We start from the raw sequence: 16,262 nt of genomic DNA, 5'->3' as shown, positions 1-16,262 counted from the left end.
GTGTTGAAGCGGGAAGAGAGTTGGAGATAGTGGGGGGATTGGCGGGGGAAGATAAGGGGATAGAGTATAGAATTTTTGATAGGTGATTTTTTGGTGATGAAAGTTTTAGGGAGTGTTGAATTATGTAGGGTGTGGATGGGGTAATTGGAGATTAGGATGCTGGTGATGATGGGGAGAATAGGAGGTTGTGATGGCTGAGGAGAAGGTTGGTTTTTTTAAGCGTTTGGTTCAGGGGCTTGGGAAGACGAGGGATAATATTGTGTCCGGGATGGACAGTATTTTTAATGGGTTTTCCCATATTGATGAGGAGTTTTATGAGGAGCTGGAGGAAGTCCTGATTATGGGGGACTTGGGGGTTAAGGCGACTTATGATATCCTGGATGATTTGAAGGCGAAGGTGAAGGCGCAGCGTATTAAGGAGCCTATGCAATGCCGGGAGCTTCTGATTGAGAGTATTAAGGAGCAGATGGACGTGGGGGAGACGGCGTATGAGTTCGAGGAGCGCACGTCTGTGGTGCTGGTGATTGGGGTAAATGGAGTCGGGAAGACGACGACCATTGGGAAGCTTGCCGGGAAGCTGAAGGCCCAGAATAAGAAGGTGGTGCTTGCGGCGGCGGATACGTTCCGCGCGGCGGCGGGAGAGCAGCTAAAGGAGTGGGCGAACCGCGCGCAGGTGGATTTGATTGGCGGGCAGGAAGGTTCCGACCCGGCTTCCGTGGTCTTTGACGCGGTGGCTTCGGCAAAGGCAAGGCATGCGGACGTGCTATTGTGCGATACGGCCGGCAGGCTTCACAATAAGAAGAATCTGATGGAAGAGTTAAGGAAAATAAACCGTATCATTGACCGGGAGTTCCCGGAGGCGTACAGGGAGACGTTGGTGGTACTGGATGCGACTACGGGGCAGAATGCGCTGCAGCAGGCGAAGGAGTTCCATGAGGTGGCGGATATTACGGGGATTGTGCTGACGAAGATGGACGGAACGGCGAAGGGCGGGATTGCTGTGGCGATTCATGCGGAGCTGGGGATTCCGGTGAAGTACATTGGCGTCGGGGAGTCCATTGATGCTCTGCAGAAGTTTGATGCGGATACCTTTGTCCGGGCGTTGTTTACGTCTGGGGAAGAAGGAGAGAATTCCTGAGTTTGTTTTAATCTTGGATGATAGGAGGAAGAAAGTATGTTTACGCTTGAAAAATTTGAACAGGCCAGCGAGCTTGTGAAGAATGTCACGAACCCGACAAAATTAGTGTACAGCGAATATCTGAGCCGGGAGACGGGCGGAAGGATTTATCTGAAACCGGAGAATATGCAGGAAACGGGCGCTTATAAGGTGCGGGGCGCTTATTATAAGATTAGTACCATGAGCGAGGAGGCGCGGGCAAAAGGGTTGATTACTGCTTCTGCGGGGAACCATGCCCAGGGCGTTGCCTACGCGGCGCAGAAATTCAGCTGTAAAGTAGTCATTGTGATGCCGACGGTGACTCCCTTGATTAAGGTGAACCGTACGAAGAATTACGGCGCGGAAGTGATCCTGCATGGGGATGTTTATGACGATGCGTGTGAGTATGCGCTGAAACTGGCGGAAGAGAAGGGGTATACCTTTGTCCATCCTTTTGACGATCCGGATATTGCCACCGGGCAGGGGACGATTGCCATGGAGATTGTGCAGGAATTGCCGACGGTAGATTATATCCTTGCGCCTGTGGGCGGAGGAGGATTGATTACGGGAGTGTCTACGCTGGCGAAAATGCTGAATCCTAAGATTCAGGTCATTGGCGTGGAGCCTTCTCAGGCGGCGAGTATGACGACGGCTTTGGCTTCCGGGGAGCCTGTCACCCTCGACAGCGCCAATACGATTGCGGACGGTACTGCGGTCAAACGGGTGGGCGAAAAGATTTTCCCATATGCGCAGGAGAATATTGACCGTATGCTGACGGTGGAGGACGACGAGCTGATTGGAGCGTTTTTGGATTTGGTGGAGAACCATAAGATGGTGGTGGAAAATTCCGGGCTTCTGACGGTCGCTGCCTTGAAGCAGCTTGACTTGAAGGGGAAGAAGGCTGTGGCGATTTTGAGCGGCGGCAATATGGATGTGATTACCATGTCTTCCATCGTACAGCATGGGCTGATTCAGCGCGACCGGATTTTCTCGGTGTCTGTACTGCTTCCGGATAAGCCGGGCGAGCTGGTAAGGGTGGCGGCTACTATTGCGGACGCACAGGGAAATGTCATTAAGCTTGAGCATAACCAGTTCGTCAGCACCAACCGGAACGCGGCTGTGGAGCTTCGTATCACTATGGAGGCGTTCGGGACGGAGCATAAGAATGAGATTATGAAGGCGTTGGAGGATGAAGGATTTCGTCCGAGGGAGATTGGGGCGAAGCTGTATTAGGATTGGCATATAGAGATGGTAAAAGAATTGAGGGAAAGTTACTTGGAAATGCTATATGCATGGCGCAATCAGCTTTAACTCAATGGGGTGAGTTTCTTACAGATAAAAATCAGGAAATTCCTGATGCAGGCGAACTGAAAAGCATAGAGGCTGGCGAGGGAGAATTTGTTAGTTTGATTCGTGCCGATATTAAAGACGGTCGTGCTGTAAAACGAACTGTCAGTATCCCGAAATGGATGGATGATAAAGTGATAGAATCTGGTTTAAGTTTGTCGAGAGTGTTGCAGAATGTATTAAAAGAGAGGTTGAATATTGGATAAACAGCAATTATTAGGAGTGTGGTTACACACTCCTTTTTATATGCACAGGGGTACGTAAGGAAATTAGCAGCTTTGGTGTACGGCACCCTGCCCGGCGGGCAGAGGAATTCTCTCTGCTCGATTTTATTGTCTATATAAGAAAATCTTAAATGATTAGATTTTTGGAAATATTTCTCTTGACAAAAAATGTATTATTGTATACAATTATACACGTTAATGGGTTAGGCTGAATGATAAGACATGACACGAAGGAGATGACATCTATGGAAAACAGAAAAGTATACCTGGACAAACACAGCAATCTACTGCAATTGGAGGAACACATGTACCCGCTGGTGGATGTGAAGAAGCCCAATGTATTTCGGAATCTGTTCCGTTATGACGAGATACCCAAGATTGCATTTAACGACCGTATCGTGCCCCATAGCATGCCAGACGAAATCTGGATTACGGACACCACGTTCCGGGACGGCCAGCAGTCGAGGGCGCCCTATAGCACCGAGCAGATTGTGAAGCTTTATGAGTATTTTCACAGGCTTGGAGGCCCCAACGGGAAGATTCGTCAGTGTGAATTTTTCTTATATAGTAAGAAGGACCGGGACGCGGTATATAAGTGCATGGAGAAAGGGTATAGGTTTCCGGAAGTCACCAGTTGGATTCGTGCCAGCAAGAAGGATTTTGAACTGGTAAAGGAAATCGGGATGAAGGAGACGGGTATCCTTGTCAGTTGTTCGGATTATCATATTTTTTATAAATTGAAGATGACCAGGCGGGAATGTATGGAGCATTATCTGTCGGTTGTGCGTGAGTGCCTGGAAACGGGCGTAAGTCCCAGATGCCATTTGGAGGATATTACCAGGTCGGATATCTATGGTTTCGTGATTCCGTTCTGTCTGGAATTGATGCGGCTTATGGAGGAATATCAGATTCCGGTCAAGATCCGTGTCTGTGATACTATGGGATATGGAGTGAACTATCCGGGCGCCGTGATACCGAGATCGATACCGGGAATTATATACGGAATCCGTGTCCATGCAGGAGTGCCAAGCGAGCTGATTGAGTTCCATGGACATAATGATTTTTATAAGGCGGTCAGCAATTCAACTACGGCATGGCTCTATGGGGCCAGTGGGGTGAACTGTTCGTTGTTTGGGATTGGAGAGCGCACGGGCAATACGCCGCTGGAAGCGATGGTGTTTGAGTATGCCCAGCTTAGGGGAACGCTGGACGGCATGGATACCACTGTAATTACGGAGCTTTCCGAGTATTATGAGAAGGAGATTGGATATAGGGTTCCGTCAAGGACGCCCTTCGTGGGCAGGAATTTTAACGTTACGCGCGCGGGCATCCATGCGGACGGGCTGTTGAAGAATGAAGAGATTTACAATGTGTTCGATACAGATAAGTTCCTAAACCGTCCTCCCCTTGTGGCTGTGTCCAATACGTCCGGGCTTGCCGGAATTGCCCACTGGATCAATACATATTTCCATTTACCGGAGGAAAAGCAGGTGGATAAGAATTCGGAGCTGGTCACTATGGTGAAGGCTTGGGTAGACAAGGAGTATGAGGAAGGGCGTGTGACGGTCCTGACTGATGAGGAACTGCTTGGAGTGATTGAGAGTGCTAGCAAGCAGTTGGGATGTGAATTGATGTGACACAAAAGAGGATAGGAGAGAAGGAAAGGAAGAAATGGAAGAGTATCAAGACCGTTCATTGCGGGGCAGGGTGTTCCGGAAGCTTAGGGAAGACATCCTGTCAGGGGTCTATCAGGAACGTGATGAACTGCGGGAGATTACCATCGGGGAGGAACTTGGGGTCAGCAGGACTCCGGTGAGGGAGGCGCTTAGGCAGCTGGAGCTTGAGGGGCTGGTGAAGATTATCCCCAACAAGGGAGCTTATGTGACCGGGATTTCCCGCAAGGATGTTGCAGATATCTATAAGATTCGCTCCATGCTGGAAGGAATGTGCGCAAGGTGGGCGACGGAGCATATTACGGGAAAACAGATTGAAGAGCTGGAGGAAGTATTGCTTTTGTCGGAGTTCCATTTGCGTAAGAAGAGCGAGGGGCAGACGGAGCAGGTGACGGAACTGGACGGAAAGTTCCATAAGATTCTGTACGAAGCCTCGAACAGCCGGATTTTGGAGCATGTGCTGTCAGATTTCCATAAATATGTGCAGATGGCGCGGGCATTGTCTGTGGGGGAGAAAAACCGGGCCAGGAAATCCATACAGGAACACCGGGAGATTCTGGAGGCAATCAAGAAGCGCGACGGGGAGCAGGCGGAGAAGCTGGCGAACCGGCATATCATGAATGTGATGAAGAATCTGCATCTGATGGAGAAGGAAGAAGCCGTCGAACCGTTATATGACGAAGAATAAGGAGGTATTTTACTATGGCAAAGATTAAGATGACAACACCAATCGTAGAGATGGATGGAGATGAGATGACCCGTATCTTGTGGAAGATGATTAAAGACCATCTGCTAGAGCCGTTTATTGAACTGAATACGGAATATTATGACCTGGGGCTTGAGCATCGGAACGAGACGGACGACCAGGTGACGATTGATTCGGCAAACGCTACGAAAAAGTATAAGGTAGCCGTGAAGTGCGCGACGATTACACCCAATGCGGCGCGTATGACGGAGTATGATTTGAAAGAAATGTGGAAGAGCCCCAACGGGACGATTCGGGCGATTTTGGATGGTACGGTCTTCCGTGCGCCGATTGTAGTTAAGGGAATCGAACCTTGTGTGAGGAACTGGAAGAAGCCGATTACCATCGCCCGGCATGCTTACGGGGATGTGTATAAGGGGTCTGAGATGAAGGTTCCGGGAGCCGGGAAGGTGGAGCTTGTGTATACGGCGAAGGATGGACAGGAGACAAGAGAACTGGTCCATGAGTTCGACGGCGCGGGGATTGTGCAGGGAATGCATAATGTCAACCAGTCTATTGAGAGTTTTGCGAGAAGTTGTTTTAACTATGCGCTGGATATTAAGCAGGATCTCTGGTTTGCGACTAAGGATACGATTTCCAAGAAGTATGACCATACGTTTAAAGATATTTTCCAGGATATTTATGACGGGGAGTATCAGGAGAAGTTCAAGGAGGCGGGAATTACATATTTCTATACCTTGATTGACGATGCCGTGGCGCGTGTGATGAAGTCTGAGGGCGGGTATATCTGGGCATGTAAGAACTATGACGGGGATGTGATGAGCGATATGGTCTCATCTGCCTTTGGCTCTCTTGCCATGATGACCTCTGTGCTGGTGTCTCCGGACGGGTATTATGAGTATGAGGCGGCCCACGGGACGGTGCAGCGGCATTATTATAAGCATCTTGAGGGGGAAGAGACGTCTACCAACTCCGTAGCGACCATATTTGCATGGACGGGAGCGCTTAGGAAACGCGGAGAGCTGGATGGGAATCAGGAATTGATAGATTTTGCGGACAGGCTTGAGAAGGCCACGGTGGATACGATTGAAGACGGGAAGATGACGAAGGATCTGGCATTGATTACGACGATTGAGAATCCGACGGTGCTGAACAGTGAGGAATTTATCAAGGCGATTGCAGTGAGGTTATCTTAGTGTGGCAGGACTTTGCTGCAATCAGCCTGTCAGGAGGTTATGCGTATGGGGCTGTATGTGAATCCTGGGAATTCAAGTTTTCGGACAGCCGTTAATTCGTTTTGAATTGGATGAATATGGACTGTGTTTTCCGGATAGCGAAGGAGCGCAGTGATGTCCAGAAGAGATATCTTGACTTCCTCAGGGGACTTTTTAAAGGCCAGGATTATGTTGAGCTTGCCTATATGACCGGAATCCTTCCGATCAAAAAGTATGGGGAACACTCGGCTATACGGAACTCAGCAAATGGTATGATGGATACTTGTTGAATGGACTGCATATTTATAATCCAAAATCTGTCGTTGATGTGATGCGGAAGAAAAAGTATAAAAGCTACAGGACCGGAACGGAGACATATGAGGCATTAAAGATGTATATCGACCGGAATTTTGACGGTTTGAAAGAAGCGGTAGCCAAGCTTCTGAATCATGTGCAATGTAAGATAGATCCTTCAACATCTCAGAATGATATGACTACATTTAAGACAAAGGATGATGTGTTGACACTGTTAGTCCATCTGGGGTATCTTGCGTATGATGAAGACAAGGAAGAAGTATTTATCCCGAATCAGGAAATTTCCATGGAATTTTTAAGGGCCATAAAAGTTGGTGGCTGGGATGGGCTTATACGTGCATTAGAGCAGTCGGAGAAGCTGCTTGAGGATTAGCCTGTTAAAATGGGTGCCGGGAAATGGTGCATTTCTGCAATATTTCCCGGCGCCCTTATTTACATTTCTTTGGAATATTTTCTGGCATAGTATGCGTAGGAGCCGCCTAATATAAGCAATGCTGCGGCAGAGCCGATGATTCCCAGTAAATCGGATTTTGCCTCGATAAGAAGGAATGGCAGGCAAATCAACACGTATACCATAATGTCAAATGTCCGGGCTTTCGCTAAGTCATGGATGGTCCTGGTACGCTCGTCGTTTAGGTCGATGACAGTCTGGCGGCTCTCTTGGGGGTATTTCTCATACTGGTAGGTGGTTCCGAAGTAGTGGACTCCGTTTAAAGCCAGCAACATGCCTGCGTAATGGATGAGAGTCAGGCATACGGCGGCTGCCTGGCTGCCGAAGATGTGGAGATTTTTCAACATAGAGGCAATGGCGTACATTGGGAGCCCTACAAGGATATATGTCTGTTTTTTCTTTTTGGTGGTCATGGCTGCCCCTCCCTTTTTTGCAAAATGTGATGGAAAGTTTATTTTCCATACGTCCAGTATAAGGGGGAAGATAGAAAATGTCAAGTTAGCTTTCCGTGTTTTTGGGACAAATTTATCTGTGAAAACCATACCATTTTTTCTATGATAATGCTATAATAAAATAGTATGATGATTTGTCAAGCTAATGGCAGGCGGATAACATCTGGCTATTGATGTGAAATAATGTGTGGATAAGCCTGCGTATGGCTGGCTTACATTCTGATAGATAGATACATAGAGAAGGGAGAACGAGATGAAGATACTGATGATTAACGGCACCATGAGGCACGGCTCAAGCTATCATATCGGAAAGATGGTGATTGAAAAGATTGCGAGGGAAGAAGATCAGGTCATTGAGTTATTTCTTCCTAAGGATATGCCGGAATACTGCCGGGGGTGCGCGGCCTGTATTATGGAGAGCGAGAAGAAGTGTCCGGATTATCTGATGTATATGAAGCGGGTGACGCGGATGATTGATGAGGCGGATCTGCTGGTGTTCACGTCTCCGGTCCATGTGCTTCATGTGACAGGGGCTTTGAAGGCCCTGTTGGATCATTACGGATACCGGTTTATGGTGCATAGGCCGGCGGAGTGCATGTTTGGCAAGCAGGCTGTTTGCATTACTACCGGGGCTGGCGGCGGGATGAGATCCACGCTCAAGGATATCAAGAGCAGCCTGTTCTTCTGGGGCGTGGCGCGGATCTATACATACGGGATTGCCGTGGCTGCGGTACGGTGGGAGGATGTGCAGATGCCGATTAAGGAGAAGATCGTAAATGATGTGGATCGGCTTGCAATGAAGCTGACCCGGGATACCGCTTCCGTGACCCCGGCGTTGAAGACGAAGATTTTGTTCTATATCATGCGGCATATGCAGCAGAACGGGAAACATCTGCCGGATGTCACTTACTGGAAGGAAAAGGGGTGGCTTGGGAAGGAGCGTCCGTGGAAGAAGGCGGCGCAGGAAAGCAGGCAGGGGAATGAATGAAAAACGGGACGTAGTAACATGTTTTACTACGTCCCTAATTCTTCCCAACGCTCATATAATACTTCTAATTCCGCTGCAATCGAAGCCTTTTCGTCCGCCAATTCCTGGCACTTCATGGAGTTGGTAAATACTTCCTCCTGCGCCATCATACGGTCAATCTCAGCATCCCGCTCCTCAAGGGTGGTGATGCGCTCCTCGGTCTTTTTCAGTTCGTTTAAGCGTTTCCGCTCCCTTGCCTGCGCCTCTTTCTGTTCCTGCCAGCTTAATTTCGATTCCGATACGGTTCCGGCAGAGGAAGAAAGCGCTTCCTCGCCTCCGGCATAAGCGGCGGTCAGTTCTTCCCGTTTTTCCAGATAATAGTCGTAATTCCCGATATAGTTGACGAAAGTGTGGTTGACCAGTTCCAGAATCCGCGTCGCCGTCTGGTTGATAAAATACCGGTCATGGGACACATAGAGCAGAGTCCCGGTATAGTCGTTCAGCGCCTTCTCAAGGATCTCCTTGGAGGTGATGTCCAGATGGTTCGTGGGCTCGTCCAGAATCAGGAAGTTCGCCCGTGAAAGCATCAGCTTCGCCAGTGAAACGCGGCCCCGCTCACCGCCGCTTAAATCCCCGATCCGTTTGAATACGTCGTCCCCTGTGAACAGGAATGCCGCCAGCATGTTGCGTATCCTGGTGTTGGTAAGCTCCGGGTAGTCGTCGGAGATTTCATCGAAAATGGTCTTTTCCATGTGGAGTACATGGTGTTCCTGGTCATAATAGCCGATTTCGACGTTGGTTCCCAAGGTGAACGTCCCTGTGTCGGCAGGTAGTACCTGGTTCAGGATTTTCAGGAGCGTAGTCTTTCCCGTCCCGTTGTCCCCGATGACGGCGATATGTTCCCCACGTTTGATTTCAAAGCTGACATCCGTGAACAATACCTGATTGGGAAAAGATTTGCCAAGGGAATCTACGGACAGCACGTCATTGCCGCTGATACGCGAGGGTTCCAATGTTAAATGGATTTCGGTATTCATTTCGGCAGGTTTTTCTATGGGCTTGATTTTTTCCAGCATTTTTTCCCGGCTTTCCGCCCGCTTGATGGACTTTTCCCGGTTAAATGAGCGCAGTTTTTCGATGACTGCCTCGTGGTGTTTGATTTCCTGCTGTTGGTTTAAGTATTCTTTGAGCCTGGCTTCCCTAAGCTGCCTTTTTTTCTCGGCGTAGGCGCTGTAGTTTCCTGTATAGACCATGAGTTTCCCAAGTTCGATTTCTAAGATTTTCGTAACGACCCGGTCCAGGAAATATCGGTCATGGGAGACGATCAGTACGGCTCCAGGGTAATTCAAAAGATAGGTCTCAAGCCATGCAATGGAGTTTAGGTCCAAGTGGTTAGTCGGCTCGTCAAGGAGCAGGATGTCTGGTTTCGTAAGCAGGAGTTTCCCCAGAGACACCCGTGTCTTCTGGCCTCCCGAGAGGGTGGCTACGGGCTTGGAGAAATCCTCTTCGCCAAAGCCAAGTCCTTTGAGGACGCCTGTAATCTCGCTTTCATAGGCGTATCCATTATCACGCTCGAAAGCGGCGGTCAGCCTGTGGTAGGTCTCCAGACGTGCGGCAAGGGCGTCCCCTTCCAGAGATTTCAGTTCCAGCTCAATCGAACGGATCTGCTGCTCCATGGCGATAATGTCTGCCTTGGCCAGTTTTACTTCTTCATAGATGTTACTGCCGCTTACCATGTCCTGATGCTGGGCGAGATAGCCCAAAGTCTTTCCTTTGGTCAGGACGATTTCCCCGCCGTCTGTGGGGAGTTCGCCGACAATCATCTTGAACAGCGTGGTCTTTCCGGCGCCGTTTGGCCCTACGAGGGCGGCTTTTTCGTGGTCTTCTATATGAAATGAACCTTCCGTGACGATGACATTTTCACCGAAGGATTTGCAAAGTCCGTGGCATGCCAGTATCATGATGTCCCTCCTTTTTTGTGTTTCCTGTCTGTGGTTTTGGCCGATCAGACGTTGTAATTGAGTAAATGAGCCTGCTTTTTTGGCAGGCTGATACCCTTTCATTATAACGAAAATTATACAAAATACAACTAAAAGTTTGACTTTAATCTAACAATTCTATATAATTGGGTATTAGAAAGGAAATGGAAGGTGAATTAAAATTGGAAGAAAGAGAAATTTCCCAGGCAGTCATACGAAGGTTGCCCAGGTATTACAGATATCTTGGTGAGTTATTGGAGAACGGGGTAGAGCGGATCTCGTCCAATGACCTGAGCAGGCGGATGAAGGTGACGGCATCCCAGATTCGTCAGGATCTTAATAATTTCGGCGGATTTGGGCAGCAGGGATATGGATATAACGTGAAGTATCTTTATACGGAGATCGGTAAGATCCTGGGCTTGGAGGAAGATCACCGTATGATTATCATAGGCGCCGGTAATCTGGGACAGGCCCTGGCGAATTATGCGGCATTCGAGAAGAGGGGATTCATCCTGAAAGGAATTTTTGATGTGAACCCAAGGCTTGCGGGCATGACGATACGGGGCGTACCGGTTCGGATGATCGAGGAGCTTGGCGAGTTTGTGAAGGACAACGAGGTAGAGATTGCGGCTCTTACCATCCCTAAGGACCGGGCGGTGGAGGTGGCGGATCTCCTGGTCGCCAACGGCGTGAGGGCAATCTGGAATTTTGCTCACACAGATTTGAACCTGCCGGAGCATGTTATCGTTGAGAATGTGCATCTGTCGGAGAGCCTGATGCAGTTGTCCTATAAAATTAACAGGTTCAATGAGGAACACAAAAAGTAATGATTGAAAGACTGTATGGAAATTGCTTTTAGAAAAAGTATTTTTCATACAGTTTGTTGATTTTACCCGCTGTATCCTGCTGCCGTTTGCGTCCGGCCGGGAAGGTATGGGGAATAAGGAGGAACATATGCGATATCTGGTGAATGGCGCTCAGATGAAGAGGGCGGATCAGTATACCATCCGGGAGGTGGGAATCCCCTCCTTAGAGTTGATGGAAAGGGCGGCGGTTTCCTGTGTGAAGGTGATGGAGGAAGAAGGGCTTGACTTGTCAAGAGCCTGTATCGTCTGCGGCTCCGGAAATAACGGAGGGGACGGGTTCGCCATAGCGCGGCTTCTTTGGCAGAAAGGATACGCCCCGCTTGTATGCTTTGTCGGTAACGCTTCCCATTGTACGGAGGAGACGAAGCGTCAGATGGAGCGGCTCTTGGAAATCGGCGGCGAGATATGCAACGAATTTAAGGATGGTGAATATAGTATCATCATAGATGCTGTTTTCGGCGTAGGGCTTAGCAGGAAAGTCGAAGGAAAATATTTTGACATTCTGGAGAAGATGAACCGGGCGGGCGGCGTGAAGTTTGCCGTCGATATGCCGTCAGGTATTTCGGCGGATACGGGAGGCGTCCTTGGGACTGCATTCCGGGCAGACCTGACGGTCACATTCCAGTTAGAAAAACTGGGGCTTGTGCTGTACCCGGGAAAAGAGTATGCGGGGAAGGTGTCGGTTACGGACATCGGAATCCATACGGAAGGACTTTCCAAGGAATCTAGGCTTATGTATCTCTGTGAAAGCGGGGATTACAGAAAGATGCTGCCTGTGCGCAAGGCGGATTCTAATAAAGGGACCTATGGGAAACTGTTGGTGATTGCCGGAAGCAAAGGGATGTCCGGCGCAGCTTTCCTGAATGCAAAGGCGGCTTATCTCTCAGGCGCGGGACTGGTGCGGATCTATACGCCAGAGGAGAACCGGGTTATCTTGCAGCAGCTTCTTCCCGAGGCGGTTATTTCTACTTATACGGAGTACCGAAAGGAGGAACTGAAAGGGCTGCTTTCCTGGGCGGATGCAATCTGTATCGGTTCGGGAATCGGGACAAAAGAGACGGCGTGCAAGCTGTTAGAGACGACGCTTCAGAAGGCGGAGGTTCCTTGTCTGGTAGATGCGGACGGATTGAACCTGTTAGCGGGGCATTGGGAAGAGATGGAGTATTCAAAGGATGTGAAAACCCTTGTGCTGACGCCCCATATGAAAGAAATGTCACGTTTGGTTCGCAGAAGCGTGGGAGAATTGAAGGAAGGCCGTATGGGTATTCTGGGAGAATTCGTTGAAAGCCAAAACTGCACCTGCGTCCTCAAGGATTCCCGTACTGTGGTTGCCTCTCCCACAGGGGGAATGTATGTCAACCGTTCTGGAAATGCTTCGATGGCGAAGGCTGGTTCCGGCGATGTACTGGCAGGTATCATAGCCGGGCTTCTGGCACAGGGCATGGACGGCCACAGGGCGTCTGTGCTTGGCGTATATCTCCACGGCAGGTCGGGGGATTATGCGCAGGCTGCGAAAGGAAGTTATAGCGTAATGGCTCAAGATCTGCTATTATATTTGAGTGAGGCATTTAAGGAGTTAGAGTTTTGAGTAAGGCATATGTGCATTTGCGAAACTGTAAGTCGGAATCAGGCATTTGGGGAACAGGAGGCAGAAAATGAAGAATTATAGCAGAGTTTGTGCAAGGATAGACCTTGATGCGATAGAATATAACATGGAGATGATGCGGCAGAATCTGGACGAAGGTGTGAAGATCCTATCCGTAATTAAATCAGACGGATACGGTCATGGCGCCTTACAGGTGGCAAAATTTCTCTCTGATAAGGAGTATATCTGGGGGTATGCGGTGGCGGCCCTGGACGAAGGGATGATTCTTAGAAGAGGCGGGATTGAGAAGCCGATCCTGGTGATGGGTTGTATTTTCCCGGAGCAGTGGGAGGAAATGCTTGCCAGCGAGATACACATGACAATCTACGACAGCGATACGGCAAGGCGGGTGTCTGACTTTGCCGTGAACATGGGGAAGAAGGCTTTCATCCATCTGAAAATTGATACGGGCATGTCAAGGCTCGGCTTTCCGGCAAAGGAGGAGAGCATCGGCAGGATTGAGGAAATCAGCCGGATGCCGAATCTGATCATCGAGGGTATGTATACCCATTTCGCAAGGGCGGATGAGACGGATAAGTCGGATGCCAGAAGGCAGCTTAGGGAATTTCTGTGGATGAAGGAGCAGCTTTCCCGCCTTGGAGTCACGGCTTCTTATTACCACTGTGCCAACAGCGCAGGCATTATCGACCTGCGGGAGGCGGATATGGATATGGTGCGGGCAGGAATCGCTACTTATGGGCTGTATCCTTCGGACGAGGTGAGAAAGGAGCTGGTTCCCCTGCGCCCGGCCATGGAGCTTGTAAGCCATGTGGTCCATGTGAAATGGGTGGACGCGGGAACGCCTGTGAGTTACGGCGGTACGTTTGTCACGGCAAAGAGGACCAGGATTGCAACGATTCCTGTGGGCTATGGAGACGGGTATCCCCGAAGCCTGTCCAACAAGGGATATGTCCTGATACATGGGAAGAAGGCGCCCATTCTTGGCCGTGTCTGCATGGATCAGTTCATGGTTGACGTAACGGAAATCGAAGGGGTGGAGTTCGGCGATCTGGTGACGCTGGTGGGGCGAAACGGCGAGGCTTTCGTCACGGTGGAACTTCTGAGCGAACTGGCCGGGAAACTGCGGTATGAGTTTATCTGTAATTTCGGCAAGCGGGTTCCCCGGGAGTTTTTGCGTCACGGGAAAGTGGTAGAGCAGATGGATTATTTTGCATAAAAGATAGAATACTTCCGATAAAAGATGGAAATACTCATCCTATACCCAAGGGGCATAGGGATTGGCTTACGGGTATATCTTTAAGAAATCGGAGTGTGGAAATTGTGCAGGTAAGACGTGGAGATATCTATTATGCAGATTTAAGTCCTGTGGTGGGTTCAGAACAGGGCGGGGTAAGACCAGTGTTAATCATACAGAATGACGTGGGCAACAGGCATAGCCCGACCGTCATCTGCGCCGCGATTACGTCGCGGATGAATAAGGCGAAGCTGCCGACCCATGTGGAGATTGACGCGAGGCGTTATCAGATTGTCAAGAATTCCGTGGTGCTTTTAGAGCAGGTGCGTACCATTGACAAGCAGCGGCTCCGGGACTTGGTCTGCCACCTGGATAAGGAAATCATGAACAGAGTTGATGAAGCTCTGAAAGTCAGTTTTGAGCTTCATACATAAGTCGCTCAAAAATAGTAAAGGAGTAAGGAACATCGGATATGGAAGAGGGCAGTTTGTTCCAACGGATGAAGCATCTGTTAAAAGGCGAGGATGAGCTTAACGAGGGAGCGCAGAAGGAAGCGGCCGGGCTCATTCACAATATCATCCGTTATTTGGATAAAGATGCGAAGGACATCATGACGCACCGGAAGCATATTGTGACGATTGACGGCGATGAGCTTCTGGAGGATGGGTTAAAGTTCATGCTGGAAGAAAATTTTTCCAGATTCCCTATTTGCAGGGGGGAGATTGATGAGATTATCGGAATCATACATTTGCGGGAGGCCATGTCTTGTTATCTGGATGAAAGCCTCCGTAAGGTTCCGTTAAAGGACCTGACGGGCTACATAAGGTCTGCGGCTTTTATCCCGGAGACTAAGAGTATTGACACGCTGTTCAAGGAAATGCAGGCGGACCAGAACCACATCCGTATCGTGCTGGATGAGTATGGGCAGACCGCAGGGCTTGTGACCATGGAGGATATTTTGGAGGAAATCGTGGGAAATATCCTTGACGAGCATGACGAGGAGGACGAGCGTATCCGAAGGCTTCAGAACGGGAATTTTCTGGTGAACGGGATGGTGGATCTGGAAGATTTGGAGGATATTCTTCCCATTGTGTTCGAGAAGGATGAGTTCGAGACGCTGAACGGTTTTTTGATTCAGCAGCTTGACCGGATTCCGGGCGAGGACGAGCAGTGTGTGGTTGATTATGAAGGATATCGTTTTACGGTTCTTTTGGTGGATAATAATACAATCCAGAGGGTTAGGATTGAAAAACGGTGGGAAGAGTGATAGAATAGTTTACATTACGAAGAGAGAGGTAGAGAATATGTCTGGACATTCAAAATTTGCGAATATTAAACATAAGAAGGAGAAGAACGACGCCGCTAAGGGGAAGATTTTCACGAAGATTGGGAAGGAACTTGCCGTTGCGGTGAAAGAGGGCGGAAGCGCAGATCCGGCGAACAATAGCCGCCTTAGGGATGTGATTGCAAAGGCGAAGGCGAATAATATGCCCAACGATACCATTGACCGCAATATTAAGCGGGCGGACAGTGATGCCAATGCTGCGAATTATGAGCATATTACATATGAGGGGTACGGGCCTAACGGGACGGCGATTATTGTGGAGACGCTGACGGATAATAAGAACCGTACTGCTTCTAACGTGAAGAATGCGTTCACCAAGGGAAACGGCAATGTGGGGACGCCGGGGTGTGTTTCTTTTATGTTCGACAAGAAGGGGCAGATCGTGGTGGACAAGGAAGAGTATGAGGGCGACTCGGATGAATTGATGATGATGGCGCTGGATGCGGGTGCGGAGGATTTCGTGGAGGAAGAGGATAGTTTCGAGATCCTGACTGCTCCGGATGATTTCAGCGCTGTCCGGGTGGCGCTTGAGGAGGCGGGAATCAAGATGGCGGCAGCAGAGGTCACGATGATTCCGCAGACTTATGTGGAACTGACGGATGAGAAGGATATTGCGGGGATTCAGAAGACGCTGGATATGCTGGATGATGATGATGATGTGCAGGATGTGTATCATAATTGGGACGAATAAGGTCGCTGTGCAGGGATTAATTCATGGCGGCGGACG

17 protein-coding genes are annotated in these 16,262 nt (G+C 49.4%); 15 read left to right on the top strand and 2 right to left on the bottom strand.

Annotation, left to right across the window (positions count from 1 at the left end):
- The first annotated feature begins 190 nt into the window (after nt 1–190).
- From ftsY to AC6I3O_RS13700, 8 genes are all read left to right on the top strand, one after another.
- Nucleotides 191–1,138, top strand: a complete 948-nt coding sequence (gene ftsY / locus AC6I3O_RS13735) for a signal recognition particle-docking protein FtsY (protein WP_497851382.1) — start codon at nt 191–193, stop codon at nt 1,136–1,138.
- 36 nt (nt 1,139–1,174) lie between these two features.
- Nucleotides 1,175–2,389: a threonine ammonia-lyase gene (ilvA, locus tag AC6I3O_RS13730; RefSeq protein WP_497851381.1), complete on the top strand. Its 1,215-nt coding sequence runs from the start codon at nt 1,175–1,177 to the stop codon at nt 2,387–2,389.
- A gap of 2 nt (nt 2,390–2,391) precedes the next feature.
- Nucleotides 2,392–2,709 carry a hypothetical protein gene (locus AC6I3O_RS13725; protein ID WP_497851380.1) on the top strand — a complete coding sequence of 106 codons (318 nt, stop codon included), beginning with the start codon at nt 2,392–2,394 and terminating at the stop codon, nt 2,707–2,709.
- Nucleotides 2,710–2,972: 263 nt separating this feature from the next.
- On the top strand, nt 2,973–4,364 hold the full coding sequence (locus tag AC6I3O_RS13720) for a hydroxymethylglutaryl-CoA lyase-like TIM-barrel protein (RefSeq protein ID WP_497851379.1): 1,392 nt from the start codon (nt 2,973–2,975) through the stop codon (nt 4,362–4,364).
- Between the two features lie 34 nt (nt 4,365–4,398).
- On the top strand, nt 4,399–5,088 hold the full coding sequence (locus AC6I3O_RS13715; protein ID WP_497851378.1) for a GntR family transcriptional regulator: 690 nt from the start codon (nt 4,399–4,401) through the stop codon (nt 5,086–5,088).
- Between the two features lie 14 nt (nt 5,089–5,102).
- Nucleotides 5,103–6,302 (top strand): NADP-dependent isocitrate dehydrogenase, encoded by a 1,200-nt coding sequence (locus AC6I3O_RS13710; RefSeq protein WP_497851377.1) that lies wholly within the window; start codon nt 5,103–5,105, stop codon nt 6,300–6,302.
- A gap of 101 nt (nt 6,303–6,403) precedes the next feature.
- Nucleotides 6,404–6,610, top strand: a complete 207-nt coding sequence (locus AC6I3O_RS13705; RefSeq protein ID WP_497851376.1) for a hypothetical protein — start codon at nt 6,404–6,406, stop codon at nt 6,608–6,610.
- Nucleotides 6,607–7,008 carry a hypothetical protein gene (locus AC6I3O_RS13700; protein WP_497851375.1) on the top strand — a complete coding sequence of 134 codons (402 nt, stop codon included), beginning with the start codon at nt 6,607–6,609 and terminating at the stop codon, nt 7,006–7,008. Before AC6I3O_RS13705 ends, AC6I3O_RS13700 begins: the two co-directional genes overlap by 4 nt.
- A gap of 59 nt (nt 7,009–7,067) precedes the next feature.
- On the opposite strand, the gene AC6I3O_RS13695 is transcribed toward AC6I3O_RS13700, so the two are convergent.
- Nucleotides 7,068–7,499, bottom strand: coding sequence for a hypothetical protein (locus AC6I3O_RS13695; RefSeq protein ID WP_497851374.1), 432 nt, complete (start codon nt 7,497–7,499; stop codon nt 7,068–7,070).
- A 292-nt stretch (nt 7,500–7,791) separates the two neighbouring features.
- On the opposite strand from AC6I3O_RS13695, the gene AC6I3O_RS13690 reads away from it, so the two are divergent.
- Nucleotides 7,792–8,526: a flavodoxin family protein gene (locus tag AC6I3O_RS13690; RefSeq protein ID WP_497851373.1), complete on the top strand. Its 735-nt coding sequence runs from the start codon at nt 7,792–7,794 to the stop codon at nt 8,524–8,526.
- A 26-nt stretch (nt 8,527–8,552) separates the two neighbouring features.
- Here AC6I3O_RS13690 and AC6I3O_RS13685 read toward each other — a convergent pair whose 3' ends face one another.
- Nucleotides 8,553–10,466 (bottom strand): ABC-F family ATP-binding cassette domain-containing protein, encoded by a 1,914-nt coding sequence (locus tag AC6I3O_RS13685; protein ID WP_497851372.1) that lies wholly within the window; start codon nt 10,464–10,466, stop codon nt 8,553–8,555.
- A 200-nt stretch (nt 10,467–10,666) separates the two neighbouring features.
- Between AC6I3O_RS13685 and AC6I3O_RS13680 the strand changes: the two genes are divergently transcribed.
- The 6 genes from AC6I3O_RS13680 to AC6I3O_RS13655 all read left to right on the top strand — a co-directional run bounded on the left by AC6I3O_RS13680 (nt 10,667) and on the right by AC6I3O_RS13655 (nt 16,226).
- Nucleotides 10,667–11,311 (top strand): redox-sensing transcriptional repressor Rex, encoded by a 645-nt coding sequence (locus AC6I3O_RS13680; protein ID WP_497851371.1) that lies wholly within the window; start codon nt 10,667–10,669, stop codon nt 11,309–11,311.
- Between the two features lie 127 nt (nt 11,312–11,438).
- Nucleotides 11,439–12,938, top strand: a complete 1,500-nt coding sequence (locus AC6I3O_RS13675; RefSeq protein WP_497851370.1) for an NAD(P)H-hydrate dehydratase — start codon at nt 11,439–11,441, stop codon at nt 12,936–12,938.
- Nucleotides 12,939–13,005: 67 nt separating this feature from the next.
- Entirely contained in the window at nt 13,006–14,172 is a 1,167-nt protein-coding gene (gene alr, locus AC6I3O_RS13670; RefSeq protein WP_497851369.1) for an alanine racemase, read from the top strand.
- Between the two features lie 104 nt (nt 14,173–14,276).
- Nucleotides 14,277–14,624, top strand: coding sequence for a type II toxin-antitoxin system PemK/MazF family toxin (locus tag AC6I3O_RS13665; protein WP_159751138.1), 348 nt, complete (start codon nt 14,277–14,279; stop codon nt 14,622–14,624).
- Between the two features lie 38 nt (nt 14,625–14,662).
- The gene (locus AC6I3O_RS13660) at nt 14,663–15,457 is read left to right on the top strand and encodes a hemolysin family protein (protein ID WP_497851368.1); all 795 of its coding nucleotides are present in this window, start codon (nt 14,663–14,665) and stop codon (nt 15,455–15,457) included.
- A gap of 37 nt (nt 15,458–15,494) precedes the next feature.
- On the top strand, nt 15,495–16,226 hold the full coding sequence (locus AC6I3O_RS13655) for a YebC/PmpR family DNA-binding transcriptional regulator (protein WP_497851367.1): 732 nt from the start codon (nt 15,495–15,497) through the stop codon (nt 16,224–16,226).
- The last annotated feature ends 36 nt before the right edge of the window (nt 16,227–16,262 follow it).

The sequence above is a fragment of the Sporofaciens sp. St.21A7 genome, assembly GCF_059728535.1.
The sequence above is the reverse complement of the archived record's forward strand: the minus strand, read 5'-3'. Positions and strand labels throughout refer to the sequence as shown.

What these genes read in the sequence shown, in the direction of transcription:
- AC6I3O_RS13720 (WP_497851379.1), top strand. Translation starts at nt 2,973, where the DNA reads ATGGAAAACAGAAAAGTATACCTGGACAAACACAGCAATCTACTGCAA.
- AC6I3O_RS13655 (WP_497851367.1), top strand. Translation starts at nt 15,495, where the DNA reads ATGTCTGGACATTCAAAATTTGCGAATATTAAACATAAGAAGGAGAAG.
- AC6I3O_RS13695 (WP_497851374.1), bottom strand. Translation starts at nt 7,499, where the DNA reads ATGACCACCAAAAAGAAAAAACAGACATATATCCTTGTAGGGCTCCCA.
- ftsY (WP_497851382.1), top strand. Translation starts at nt 191, where the DNA reads ATGGCTGAGGAGAAGGTTGGTTTTTTTAAGCGTTTGGTTCAGGGGCTT.
- AC6I3O_RS13685 (WP_497851372.1), bottom strand. Translation starts at nt 10,466, where the DNA reads ATGATACTGGCATGCCACGGACTTTGCAAATCCTTCGGTGAAAATGTC.
- alr (WP_497851369.1), top strand. Translation starts at nt 13,006, where the DNA reads ATGAAGAATTATAGCAGAGTTTGTGCAAGGATAGACCTTGATGCGATA.
- AC6I3O_RS13715 (WP_497851378.1), top strand. Translation starts at nt 4,399, where the DNA reads ATGGAAGAGTATCAAGACCGTTCATTGCGGGGCAGGGTGTTCCGGAAG.
- AC6I3O_RS13660 (WP_497851368.1), top strand. Translation starts at nt 14,663, where the DNA reads ATGGAAGAGGGCAGTTTGTTCCAACGGATGAAGCATCTGTTAAAAGGC.
- AC6I3O_RS13690 (WP_497851373.1), top strand. Translation starts at nt 7,792, where the DNA reads ATGAAGATACTGATGATTAACGGCACCATGAGGCACGGCTCAAGCTAT.
- AC6I3O_RS13675 (WP_497851370.1), top strand. Translation starts at nt 11,439, where the DNA reads ATGCGATATCTGGTGAATGGCGCTCAGATGAAGAGGGCGGATCAGTAT.
- ilvA (WP_497851381.1), top strand. Translation starts at nt 1,175, where the DNA reads ATGTTTACGCTTGAAAAATTTGAACAGGCCAGCGAGCTTGTGAAGAAT.
- AC6I3O_RS13710 (WP_497851377.1), top strand. Translation starts at nt 5,103, where the DNA reads ATGGCAAAGATTAAGATGACAACACCAATCGTAGAGATGGATGGAGAT.